11 protein-coding genes are annotated in these 12199 nt (G+C 70.7%); 2 read left to right on the top strand and 9 right to left on the bottom strand.

Translation table 11 applies throughout. From position 1 onward, the window contains the following. From GVN67_RS24460 to GVN67_RS24450, 3 genes are all read right to left on the bottom strand, one after another. On the bottom strand, window positions 1–1020 hold a 1020-nt coding region (locus GVN67_RS24460; protein WP_159999931.1), incomplete at its 3' end, for a DUF1835 domain-containing protein. Between the two features lie 169 nt (window positions 1021–1189). Beyond that, on the bottom strand, window positions 1190–1735 hold the full coding sequence (locus GVN67_RS24455; protein WP_200845384.1) for a MarR family winged helix-turn-helix transcriptional regulator: 546 nt from the start codon (window positions 1733–1735) through the stop codon (window positions 1190–1192). A 135-nt stretch (window positions 1736–1870) separates the two neighbouring features. After that, on the bottom strand, window positions 1871–2263 hold the full coding sequence (locus GVN67_RS24450; RefSeq protein WP_159999930.1) for a hypothetical protein: 393 nt from the start codon (window positions 2261–2263) through the stop codon (window positions 1871–1873). Between the two features lie 678 nt (window positions 2264–2941). Here GVN67_RS24450 and GVN67_RS24445 point away from each other — a divergent pair. After that, window positions 2942–4633, top strand: a complete 1692-nt coding sequence (locus GVN67_RS24445) for an MFS transporter (RefSeq protein ID WP_159999929.1) — start codon at window positions 2942–2944, stop codon at window positions 4631–4633. 101 nt (window positions 4634–4734) lie between these two features. After that, entirely contained in the window at window positions 4735–6621 is a 1887-nt protein-coding gene (locus tag GVN67_RS24440) for an AMP-binding protein (RefSeq protein WP_159999928.1), read from the top strand. Window positions 6622–6666: 45 nt separating this feature from the next. Here the strand turns inward: GVN67_RS24440 and GVN67_RS24435 are convergent, their stop codons facing one another. From GVN67_RS24435 to GVN67_RS24410, 6 genes are all read right to left on the bottom strand, one after another. Continuing rightward, on the bottom strand, window positions 6667–7029 hold the full coding sequence (locus GVN67_RS24435; RefSeq protein ID WP_159999927.1) for a VOC family protein: 363 nt from the start codon (window positions 7027–7029) through the stop codon (window positions 6667–6669). A 48-nt stretch (window positions 7030–7077) separates the two neighbouring features. Further along, window positions 7078–7761 (bottom strand): YafY family protein, encoded by a 684-nt coding sequence (locus GVN67_RS24430; RefSeq protein ID WP_159999926.1) that lies wholly within the window; start codon window positions 7759–7761, stop codon window positions 7078–7080. After that, window positions 7758–8351 (bottom strand): DUF1643 domain-containing protein, encoded by a 594-nt coding sequence (locus GVN67_RS24425; protein ID WP_159999925.1) that lies wholly within the window; start codon window positions 8349–8351, stop codon window positions 7758–7760. Before GVN67_RS24425 ends, GVN67_RS24430 begins: the two co-directional genes overlap by 4 nt. A 102-nt stretch (window positions 8352–8453) precedes the next feature. Then, window positions 8454–9584: a peptide chain release factor 2 gene (gene prfB / locus GVN67_RS24420; protein ID WP_159999924.1), complete on the bottom strand. Its 1131-nt coding sequence runs from the start codon at window positions 9582–9584 to the stop codon at window positions 8454–8456. Window positions 9585–9744: 160 nt separating this feature from the next. After that, on the bottom strand, window positions 9745–10692 hold the full coding sequence (locus GVN67_RS24415) for a hypothetical protein (RefSeq protein WP_159999923.1): 948 nt from the start codon (window positions 10690–10692) through the stop codon (window positions 9745–9747). A gap of 242 nt (window positions 10693–10934) precedes the next feature. Continuing rightward, window positions 10935–12026, bottom strand: a complete 1092-nt coding sequence (locus GVN67_RS24410) for a penicillin-binding transpeptidase domain-containing protein (protein WP_235035459.1) — start codon at window positions 12024–12026, stop codon at window positions 10935–10937. Window positions 12027–12199: the final 173 nt, after the last annotated feature.

The raw sequence follows: 12199 nt of genomic DNA, 5'->3' as shown, positions 1-12199 counted from the left end.
ACCCAGCCCCCGCGCCACCTCCAGGAACATCAGGTCGCTGAGCCAGGGCAACGGCTCCCGCTCGCGCATCAGCACGGCATAGACCTCGGCCCAGGACCGCGCCCCCTCGGCCAGGATCTGCAGCACCAGCCGCTGCGTCAGCCCCAGGCCGTCGCCGACCCAGGGCAGCTCCTGGCAATGCCGCCGCAAGGCCCGGCCCAGCACCGTCGGCCGCCGCGCCAGCCCGGCCAGCCCGCGCGGATCGGGCGCGCGCAGCGCCGCCCAGGCCGCCACGCCCTCGGCGATCTCGGCCGGCGCGACGACCCGCCGCCGCTGCCACAGCAGCCGCAGCGCCTCCGGCGCCAGCTGCCCCAGCCCGATGAAGCGGGTGATCGCCGGGAAGGCGCCGGCGCTGACCATCTCCAGCCGCGCCGGCAGGGCGGGCGCCAGCGCCGCCAGGCAGCGCGCCAGGATCAGCTGGTCGTAGCTGTCATGCTCGAACCACAGCACCACGCGGGGAAAGCCGGCGGCCCGCGCCAGCCCGGCCTCCGCCGCCGCCTGCCGCGCAGCGATCGCCGGCCGGTCCAGCCCCATGCCGCCACCGAAGGCCTGCGTCAGGAAATCGATGCGCCGTTCCTGCCAGTCGTCGCTGTCGACCAGCGGCCCGAGGCAGAGCGGATCGGACACCTCGAGGAACGCGCCCAGGAAACCCGCCTGGCGGAGCCCCGCGGCGATGTCGCTGCCGCAGCGCAGATGCAGCGTCGGCATCGCCGCATCCGGTGCCTCGCCGCCTTCGGCGATGGCCGCGCGCAGCCCGGACAGCGCCGCGACATGCGCCGCCAGCTTCGGCCAGCTGGGCAGCCCGAGGCCGCGGGCGATGACCAGCTGCGCCTCCGACAGCTGCGGCGGGGCGCCGACGCCCGCGGGATGATGGTGGCGGAACTGCGCCAGCGCGGCGGGCGCGCCGGCGCGCAGATCGGCCAGCAACTCCTTGGCGCGCTTGCGCTGCTGCTCGAGATTCAGCCGGAACGGATCGGACATGCGAAGTCCCTTCCCAGGGCCTGTGTCCGCCGGTCAGGCCGGAAAGGGTGCGGGACGAAGCCGGACCATCCAGGCAGGGTCGTGGGCGCAGCCCTTTCCGCGGACACGGCGGCCCCGACCGGGCCGTGCCGCAACAGAGCAGCGCGACCCAGGCTCCGTCAACCGGGCCTCAGCCCAGCAAGCGACGCAGCAGCCGGATCAGGTCCTGGCGGTCCTCGGCGGTCAGCGGCGCCAGCAGCTGCTCATTGGCGCGGCGGCCCTGGCCCACCGCCTCGGCCAGCACGGTCTCGCCGGCCTCGCCCAGCGACAGCACCACGGTGCGGCGGTCCAGCGGGTCGCGGCTGACCTCGACCAGCCCGCGGTCGCGCAGCCGGGCGACGACGCCCTGGATGGTCGCCGGGTCCAGCGCCACCGCCCGGCCCAGCGCGTTCTGCGTGGCGCGCCCCAGCTCCCCCAGCTTCAGCAGCGTGGCGAATTGCGTCGGCGTCAGCCCGCCCACCGCGCCGCGGTCCTGGAACAGCGAGGCATGCCGCTGATGCGCGCGCCGCAGCAGGTGGCCGACCGACTGGTCCAGGCTGTAGCTGCCGGGCGATCGCGCCGTGGTCCTCGCCGGGAGTTTCCCCGGCGCCCCTGCGGGCAGCCCGGACGGCCTCGCTTCCTGGCCCCGCATGGCGTCCAGGAGCAGCGTGATGTCGCGGTCGTTGATGGAACTCACCTTCCGCCAGGTCGCCGCACGGGCTGCGCTGCGCTGCACCCAGCATTCGCGCTGCCGGCGTCGCCCGTCAACTCGCTTCCGAGCGGCGCGCCGCGCAACCCTGCGGCGCCGCCTGCCAGAAACGCCGCGGGATGGTCAGTTGTGCAGCAGGCGCGCGCCGTGCAGCAGCAGCGCCAGGCTGCCCAGGCCGAGGGCGGCCAGAGCGGTGCGGTCGGCATGCCACATCAGCCGCTCGGCCAGGATGGCGGCCATCTGGCGATGCCCGCGCACGCCGCGCAGCCGCTGCGCGCCCTCGCCCGCCAGCACCGACAGCTGGCGCCACAGCGAGGTCCGTCGCAGGTCCATATGCGGCACCCGCAGCGCCGCGCCCCACAGGCCGAGCCAGACGGCGGCGGTCAGCAGCGCGCCGCTCTGCACCGCCAGCGACGGTTCGGCGGCCAGCACCGCCATGATCACGGCGATGCCCAGCGCCAGGGCGCTCAGGACACGGCGGATCGAATGGTCAGCCAATGTGCGGATCGTATCCATCAAGGCTTCCTTCCCTCCCCATGCTGACGCGGCGCCGGGGAAGTTTCCAGTCGCTTTTCACGCACGCCGTGACGCGGCGCGGATTTTGCCCTCGTCCCGGGGGTGGCATGCGGGCAGCGCTGGCGGGCCATTGTCTCTCCGGCGGGCGCGGGCCACGCGCGGAGGGTGGCCCAAAGGGGACTGACCGGCCGGGGCCCGGACATCCGGGACGCGGCCACCTTCGGCATATGGGCCGAACGGCCGCGGGCGCCAAGCGTTGCAACCGCCAAACCCCGATGCCGCCCCGCCCCGCGTCCATTGCGGCGTCCATGGCGGCGTGCATTGCGACAACCCCGCCGGCGATCGCCGCGCTCAAGGCGCAAAACCACTAAAATTCCATTGCCGTTCGCGATCGTCTTCGCGCAGGCTGACAGCGGAGACGCGGCGCGGGTGAAACTTCCTTCATCCACGCCGGAAGTCGGCCATCGGCGCCCGCGCCGGCGGCTGCTGCCTTCGTGGTCCTGCCCCCCATGCGCGGAACAGCCGGGGGAGCGGCAGGCCACGCCGCGACCATCCGCGTGACCAAGCACGCGGCAGATCAACAAGAAATGGCGGCGCGACGGCATCGCGCTGTCCAGGGCAGGAATAGGTTCGACAATGGCATCCGCGAGTCCACGGACAGATGTGGCGAATCGGCCGATGACGCGCGAGGAGCGGCGCGTGATCGTCGCCTCCTCGCTCGGCACCGTCTTCGAGTGGTATGACTTCTACCTGTACGGGTCGCTGGCCACCTTCATCGCCGCCAAGTTCTTCACCGTGCTGGGCGCCGATGGCCAGCCGATCTTCGACGAGGCCACCCGCAACATCTTCGCCCTGCTGGCCTTCGCCGCCGGCTTCCTGGTGCGGCCCTTCGGCGCCCTGGTCTTCGGCCGGCTGGGCGACCTGGTCGGGCGCAAATACACCTTCCTGATCACCATCGTGATCATGGGCGCCTCCACCTTTGTCGTCGGCATCCTGCCCACCGCCGAGCAGATCGGCATCCTGGCGCCGGTCATCCTGATCGTGCTGCGCTGCCTGCAGGGCCTGGCGCTGGGCGGCGAATACGGTGGCGCCGCCACCTATGTCGCCGAGCACGCCCCGCATGGCCGCCGCGGCTTCTACACCAGCTTCATCCAGGTCACCGCCACCGGCGGCCTGTTCCTGTCGCTGATCGTCATCCTGGGCACCCAGGCCATCACCGGCGAGGCCGCCTTCCGCGAATGGGGCTGGCGCGTGCCCTTCCTGGTCTCGATCCTGCTGCTGGCGATCTCGGTCTGGATCCGCTCGCGCATGCAGGAAAGCCCCGCCTTCCAGAAGATGAAGGCGGAGGGCACCGGCTCCAAGGCGCCGCTGACCGAGGCTTTCGGCCAGTGGAAGAACGCCAAGGTCGCCCTGCTGGCGCTGTTCGGCCTGGTCGCCGGCCAGGCGGTGGTCTGGTACACGGGCCAGTTCTACGCGCTGTTCTTCCTGGGCACCGTGCTGAAGGTCGACAGCTACAGCGCCAACCTGCTGATCGCCTGGGGGCTGCTGCTCGGCTCCGGCGGCTTCGTCTTCTTTGGTTGGCTGTCCGACAAGATCGGCCGCAAGCCGATCATCCTGGGCGGCTGCCTGCTCGCCGCGCTGACCTATTTCCCGCTGTTCAAGCTGATGAGCGCCGAGGCCAACCCGGCCCTGCATGCCGCCCACCAGAACATCACGGTGGTGGTGCAGGCCGACCCGGCCAACTGCTCCTTCCAGTTCAACCCGACCGGCACCGCGCGCTTCACCAACAGCTGCGACATCGCCAAGGCGGCGCTGGCCAGGCTGTCGGTCAACTACCGCGTCGAGCCCGCCCCCGCCGGCAGCCCGGCGGTGGTCAGCATCGCCGGCACCGCCATCTCGTCGACGGTGCCGAACTTCCCGCAGGCGCTGGGCGCCGCCATCACCGCCGCCGGCTACCCCGCCGCGTCGAACCCGACCGTCGTGAAGATGGCGCATCCCTTCGACGTCTTCCGCGAGCAGACCGGCGTGCTGGTCCTCGTCCTGGCGATGCTGGTGATCTACGTCACCATGGTCTACGGCCCGATCGCCGCGGCGCTGGTCGAGCTGTTCCCGACCCGCATCCGCTACACCTCGATGTCGCTGCCCTACCACATCGGCAATGGCTGGTTCGGCGGGCTGCTGCCGGCGACCTCCTTCGCCATGATCGCGCAGACCGGCGACGTCTATTTCGGCCTCTGGTACCCGATCGTCATCGCCCTCGCGACGGTGGTCATCGGCGCGCTGTTCATCCCGGAGACCAAGGACCGCGACATCTTCGCCGATGACGCCGCCCCCGTGCCCGGCGCCCGGCCGGCGACCCTGCGCCGCTAGCCCTGGGCATTAGGCCTTGGCGACCTGACTGGCAGGGGGGCTCCGGCCCCCCTGCGCCGTTCCGCGACAACGACAAGAAACCACCAAGGGAGGTCACCGCCATGCCGGAGGGCCATGCCGCCATCCATGCCGAATGGCAGCGCGACCCGGAGGCCTATTGGGCCCGAGCGGCCCATGCCATCGACTGGTCCACCCCGCCGCAGGCCATCTTCGACCCGTCCCAGGGCCCCTATGGCCGCTGGTTCCCCGATGCCCGGCTGAACCTTTGCTTCAATGCGCTGGACCGCCATGTCGCCGGCGGGCGGGGCTCCCAGGTGGCGCTGTACTGGGACAGCCCGGTCAGCGGGCAGAAGTCCCGCCTCACCTATGCAGGGCTGCTCGACCGCACCGCGCGCCTGGCAGGCGCCCTGGCGGCGCGCGGCGTGCAGAAAGGCGACCGCGTCGTCATCTACATGCCGATGGTGCCCGAGGCGGTCATCGCCATGCTGGCCTGCGCCCGGCTCGGCGCCGTGCATTCCGTGGTCTTCGGCGGCTTCGCCGCGGCCGAGCTCGCCGCCCGCATCGCCGATGCCACGCCGAAAGCCGTCATCGCCGCCTCCTGCGGGCTCGAGCCCGGGCGCGTCGTGCCCTACAAGCCGCTGCTCGACGCCGCTCTCGGCCTGTCGCCGCACCGCCCGGATTTTTGCCTGATCCTGCGCCGCGACGCCGCGCCGGGCGAGCTCCTCCCCGGCCGCGACGAAGACCTGCTCGAGGCCATGGCCGCCGCCACCCCGCATCCTTGCGTCGATGTCGCGGCGACCGACCCGCTCTACATCCTCTACACCAGCGGCACGACCGGGAAGCCCAAGGGCATCCTGCGCGACACCGGCGGCTATGCGGTGGCGCTGGCCCATTCCATGCCGCTGCTCTACGGCCTGGCGCCTGGCGATGTTTGCTGGACCGCCAGCGATGTCGGCTGGGTGGTCGGCCATTCCTACATCGTCTACGCGCCGCTGCTCGCCGGCTGCAGCTCGGTCGTCTATGAGGGCAAGCCGGTCGGCACCCCGGACGCCGGCGCCTTCTGGCGGGTCTGCGCCGAATACGGGGTGAAGACCCTGTTCACCGCGCCGACCGCCCTGCGCGCCATCAAGAAGGAAGACCCGGAAGGGAAGCTCCTGGCGTCCTACGACCTGTCGACGTTGGAAGCCCTGTTCCTGGCCGGCGAGCGCTGCGACCCCGACACCGCCCTCTGGGCCGAGCGCCTGCTGGGCGGCCGCCCGGTCATCGACCACTGGTGGCAGACCGAGACCGGCTGGTGCATCACCGGCAATTTCCGCGGCGCCGGCCTGTTCCCGATGCGCGCCGGCTCGGGCGGCAAGCCCGCCCCGGGCTACGACGTCCAGGCGCTGGGCGATGACGGCAAGCCCGTGCCGCCCGGCCAGACCGGCAGCCTGGCGATCCGCCTGCCGCTGCCGCCCGGCTGCGCCCCCAGCCTGTTCCGCGCCGACGACCGCTTCCGCCAAGCCTATCTCGAGGCCTTCCCCGGTTTCTACAACACCGGCGACGCCGGGATGATCGACGCGGAGGGCTATGTCTGGGTGATGTCGCGCACCGACGACATCATCAACACCGCCGGCCACCGCCTCTCCACCGGCGCGCTGGAAGAGGTTCTGGCCAGCCACCCCGACATCGCCGAATGCGCCGTCATCGGCATCCGCGACGCGCTGAAAGGCCAGGTGCCGATGGGGCTGGTGGTGCTGAAATCCGGCGCCAACCCCGATCCGGCAAAGCTGGAAGCCGAGCTCGTCGCCCTGGTGCGCGAGCGCGTCGGACCCGTGGCCGCCTTCAAGCGCGCCAGCATCGTCCAGCGGCTGCCCAAGACGCGCTCGGGCAAGATCCTGCGGGCGACACTGAGGAAGCTGGCGGACGGGGAAAGCTACACCGTGCCGCCGACCATCGACGATCCCTTGATCCTGGACGAGATCAGCGAAATACTTGCCAAAGTATAAGCAAGGCCAGGGGAATGAATTCCCCTGGACCCCTTCTTTTTTCTGTCAATTGAAAGCAGGAATGTAGGCGCGCAGGCGGTGGCCGTCGGCATCGGCGGCCACGCAGGTCTCGCCGAAATCCAGCACCACAGGCGCCTGCAGGATCGTCAGGCCCTGCGCCTGCCAGGCGGCATGCTGGGCCGCCACATCCGGCACCGTGAAGCACAGCTCGCTGCCCGCGGCACCCGCGCCGGCCGCGGGCTCAACCGCGTCGCGCCGCCACAGGCCGAGCCGCGCGCCACCGCCCATCGGCAGCATCGCGAAGCCCTCGGTCTGCTCCAGCGGCGCCGCCCCCAGCAGCGCGCCATAGAAGGCCGCGCTGCGCGCCACGTCGGAAACATAGAGAATGATCAGGCGGAATTCGGTCATCGGCCGTGGCCCCTCGGTTGAAGGCCCCCAGCCTGGCGCCGCCCGCTGTCAGTTCCTGTCAGCAGCCTCGATCGCCTGCGCCAGCCGCCATTCGGCCAGCAGCACCGCCCGCCGCCGCGGCAGCCGGTCCGGCAGCAGCGCCACCGCCTGCATCCGGTCCAGTCGGAAATGCCGGTGGTCCTGGCGCAGCTCGCACCAGGCGGCCAGCACCTCGGCGCCGGTGAAGAAGCCCACCGCCAGCGGCCAGATCACCCGCTGCGTCGCCGCCCCCGCCTTGTCGGCATAGTCGATCTGCAGCTTGCATTCCTGCCGCATCGCCTGGCGCAGCACGGCCAGATGCGCGACCTGCCCCGGCCCGGCCACCAGCCCGCTGCCGGCCGCCGCTGCCTCCACCGCCGGCGGCAGGATGGCGACCAGCTTGCCGAAGGCGCTTTCCGCCGCCCCGGCCAGCGCCGGGTCGCCGCGCCGCGCCACCCAGCGCAGCCCGAGCAGCAGCGCCTCCGCCTCATCCTCGTCGAAGGCCAGCGGCGGCAGGAAGAAGCCCGGGCGCAGCAGGTAGCCGAGGCCCGCCTCGCCCTCGATCGCCGCCCCCTGGCCGCGCAGCGTCTCGATGTCGCGGTACAGCGTGCGCAGCGACACCCCCGCCGCCTCGGCCAGCGCCTGCGCCGTCACCGGCCGCCGCCGCCCCTGCAATTCCTGCAGGAGGCCGAGCAGCCGGGCCGAGCGGCTCATCCCGGCCGGGCGACCGGGGCCCAGGCCACTGGCACGGTGTCGCCGGCGATGTAGAGCGGATGCCCCGGCTCGCCCGACTGGGTGACCTTCAGCGCCTCGACCCGCACGCCATCGGCTTCCAGCATGGCCGCCACCGCCCGGCCGCGGGCGCGCAGCGGCTTCGGCGGCAGGCCCCAGGCGGCGATCACCCGGCTGGCCTGCCCGGCCCAGAGCCGGATCGCGGCGTCGTTGCCGGGCCCCACCGGGTCGGCATCCTCCAGCAGCATCGACGGCCTGGTGGCGCGGAGCGCGAAGATGTTCAGCACCACCATGGCGCCATGCCCCCAGCGCCGGGTGAAGTCGCGGCAGCGGCGCACGGTGGGGTCATCGACCCGCTCGTCGGCGGTCGACGGGTTCATCATGATCCAGGCGACGATGCCGGGGCTGCCGAAGGGCTGCCCGTCCCAGCGCCGTTCCAGGAAGGTCCGGTACCGCCCGCAGGGGGAGAATTCGGCCCGGCTGACCACGTCGCCGCTGACCGCCAGCCGCACCTTGCCGCCGGGATCGTGCCGGTCCTGCGGGCGGAGCGAGTCGGGAAAGAGGTCGTCCATGGAATGGTCCGGGTGCCGCGTCCCGCCGTGCCACGCGGGCGCGGCAGCCAGGACAGAAAAAAGAAGGGGGTTCAGGGGGAATTCATTCCCCCTGACCTTCTCTCACCGCGCGTTGGCGCTCGCCTCGCTGCGGGTCGCGCCGACGCGGGAGGCCAGGGCCGCCGCCATGAAGTCGTCCAGCTCGCCGTCGAGGACCGCGTCCGGGTTGCCCTTCTCGACGTTGGTGCGCAGGTCCTTCACCAGCTGGTAGGGCGCCAGCACGTAGGAGCGGATCTGGTGGCCCCAGCCGATATCGGTCTTGCCGGCCTCGATCCCCGCCGTGATCTCCTCCCGCTTGCGCAGTTCCAGCTCGTACAGGCGCGCCTTCAGCATATCCATGGCGATGACGCGGTTGCGGTGCTGCGAGCGATCCTGGGTCGAGGCGGCCACGATCCCGGTGGGGATATGGGTGAAGCGCACGCCGGATTCCGTCTTGTTCACGTGCTGACCGCCGGCGCCGGAGGCGCGGAAGGTGTCGGTGCGCAGGTCGGCCGGGTTGATCTCGATCTCGATCTTGTCGTCGATGACCGGGAAGACATAGACGCTGGCGAAGCTCGTCTGCCGGCGGGCGGCGGCATCGAAGGGCGAGATGCGCACCAGGCGGTGCACGCCGCTCTCGGTCTTCAGCCAGCCATAGGCGTTCATGCCGCTGACCTGGATGGTGGCCGACTTGATGCCGGCCTGCTCGCCTTCCGATTCCTCGGTCAGCAGCACCTTCAGCCCGCGCTTCTCGGCCCAGCGCGAATACATCCGCAGCAGCATCTGGGCCCAGTCCTGGGCCTCGGTGCCGCCGGCGCCGGCATTGACCTCGACGAAGCAGTCGCGGAAATCGGCCTCGCCGGACAGCAGGCTCTCGATCTCGCGGCGCTTGGCCTCGGCGGCGAAGGATTGCAGGTCGGCGATGGCGGCGTCGGCGGTGGCGGCATCGCCCTCCGCCTCGGCCATCTCGATCAGCTCCAGCGCGTCGGTGACGTCCTGCTCGAGCTTGCGCACGCCCTCGATCTGGTCGGCCAGCCGGCCACGCTCGCGCATCACCACCTGGGCCTCGTCCGGCTTCTCCCACAAGGTGGGGTCCTCGGCGCGGGCATTGACCTCGTCCAGCCGGCGCAGCGCCACATCCCAGTCGAGATGGCGGCGCAGCAGGGCGATGGAATCCCCGATCTGGCCGCGCAGGGCCTCGGCATCGGCGCGCATCGTGTCTTCCTTCGCTCGCACAGGGTCCGCCCGCCCGGACGCCGGTTCGCCGCCAGATACGACGGAAAGGCCCCGCGGAACGGCAGGCGCGGAAACGGCAGCGGGGTGGGCGGGATACTATCCCGCCCACCCCGCTGTCCAGTGGCGCTTGCCGCCGGGCTCAGGCGATCAGGTCGTCGCTGCGCCCCTCGGCATAGCCGTAGGTGATGAAATGCGCCGTGGCGGCGTCGTAGTCGGTGCCATAGGCGGCCTGCAGGTCGGCATAGTTGGCCAGGTAGGTGACGGCGTCGAAGCTGTCCCGGTCGCGGCCCTCGGCATGGCCGTCGCTGATGAAATGGGCGACGCCGACGTCGTAATTGGCGCCCAGCGCCTCGATCAGGTCGCCGTGGGAGGCGATGTATTGCAGCCCGTTGAACTCGCCGCGCGAGCGGCCCTCATCGGCGCCATAGGTGATGTAATGGGCAGCGCCAGCCTCGCGATTGGCGCCGAAAGCCTCGATCAGGTCGTCGTTGCTGGCGATATAGCTCAGCCCGTTGAAGCCCGTGGTGACGCGCTGCTCGGCGAAGCCGTTGACGATGTAGTGGGCATAGCCCTTCCCGGCATCGGCCCCCAGCGCGGCCACCAGGTCGTCCTGGCTGGCGATATAGTCCAGGCCGTTGAAGCTGTTGAAGGCGCGCCCCTCGGCGAAGCCGTATTGCGCGTAGTGCCAGGCGGCGGCGGCGGAATCGAGGCCGAAGGCCTGGATCAGGTCGGCATGCGCGGCGACGTAGCGCTGCGGGCTGAAGGCCGGCACGCCGCTCAGGTCGGTCGCGCTGCCGTCAAAGGCCAGGCGGTCGATATTGACCAGCCAGCTGACCGCGCCGGTGCTGCGCTCCTCGACCGTGGTCACGCCGCCGCGGATCTCGACGGCATAGAGGCTGGCGGCGCCGGCGAAGGAAGCGGTGTCGTAGCCGGGACCGCCATCGATGTAATTGGCGCCGCCGCCGCCCAGGATCACGTCATCGCCGGCATCGCCGTAGAGGTCATCGTTCAGGGCCGTGCCTGCGATGCGGTCATTGCCGGATGTGCCGACGATCTTGGTTGTGGGAGCGACGTAGGGACGGGCCATGGATTATTCCCGAGTTCATAGGATTTAGGGGAGCCAAGATTAAGATTGGCTCATAAATGAGAAATTCTATAGTGTTTTATTGAGATAAATACCTTGTGAACCCGCCCGGATTTATCGGAATACTTACTTTCTTTTCTTCAAGTGCAAGCAGCAGGCATAAAAAAACAGCGCCCTTTCCCCGAAGGAAAAGACGGCGCTGCATTTTTTCGGCGCGAAAAAGCGGGTGGCGACGATCCGCGGCGTCAGTACAGCCCGCCGAGGTTGCTATCGACTCCGGCCGGCGTGTCGGAGGAGATGACGCTGTTCTCCATCGGCGGCCGGGCGGCATTCTCGGTGCCGGGGCGGAAGGGCTCCAGGATGGTCTGGCCGTTGTCGAGCTGGACGCGGACCAGGGCCACGCCCGGCGGCGCGCGGAACGGCACCGGCGGGCTGTCCTGCAGCGCGGCGGCCACCACGTCGTGGAAGACAGGGGCGGCATTGCCGCCGCCGGTCTCGCCGCTGCCCAGGCTGCGCGGCTCGTCATAGCCGATCCAGACCGCGACCGCGATGTCGGGGGTGAAGCCCACGAACCAGTTGTCGTTGTAATCGTTGGTGGTGCCGGTCTTGCCGGCGACCGGGCGGTTCAGCCCGGCGCCGGCGCGGGTGCCGGTCCCATACTGCACCACGCCCTGCAGCAGCGAGACGATCTGATAGGCGGCGATCGGGTCGGTCAGCTGCTTGCGCTCGTCGACCAGGCGCGGCGGCGCGGCCTCGGGGCCGTTGCTGCAGCCCTCGCAGCGGCGGTTGTCGGCGCGCCAGACCAGCCGGCCGAAGCGGTCCTGCACCGTGTCGATCAGCGTCGGCGTCACTTCCTTGCCGCCGGCGGCGAAGGCGGCATAGCCGGCGGCCATGCGCATCACCGTGGTCTCGCCGGCGCCCAGCGCCATCGACAGCACCCGCGGCATGTTGGGGATGACGTGGAAGCGGTTGGCGGTCTCGGCCACCCGCTCGATGCCGATCTCCTGCGCCAGCCGCACGGTCACCAGGTTCAGCGACTTCTGCAGGGCGGTGCGCATGGTCACCCAGCCGTTGAAGTTGCCGCTGTAGTTGCCCGGGCGCCAGACGCCCTGCGGGGTCTGCACCTCGATCGGGCCGTCCAGCAGGCGCTGGTTCGGCGGGATGCCCATCTCGAGCGCCGGCAGGTAGACGAAGGGCTTGAAGGATGAGCCCGGCTGGCGCAGCGCCTGGGTGGCGCGGTTGAACCAGCTCTTTTCAAACGAGAAGCCGCCGGCCATGGCCAGGACGCGGCCGGTCTGCGGGTCGAGGGCCACGACCGCGCCCTCGACCTGCGGCACCTGGCGCAGCGCCAGGCGGGCGGCGCGGGCCGGGGTCTGTCTCTTATACCCATCTCCGAGCCCACGAGACGGACTCCTATCTCGTATGCCGTCTTCTGCTTGAAAAAAAAAAAAAAACACAAGGCAGAGCGAACCATGCAGGTCATGAGTGAGAAGGCTCCGATCATCTCTGT

This window comes from Roseomonas sp. 18066 (assembly GCF_902706185.1).
Taxonomy (GTDB): Bacteria; Pseudomonadota; Alphaproteobacteria; order Acetobacterales; family Acetobacteraceae; genus Pseudoroseomonas.
Note: the sequence above shows the minus strand (reverse complement) of the source record. Positions and strands in the feature narration are given on the sequence as shown.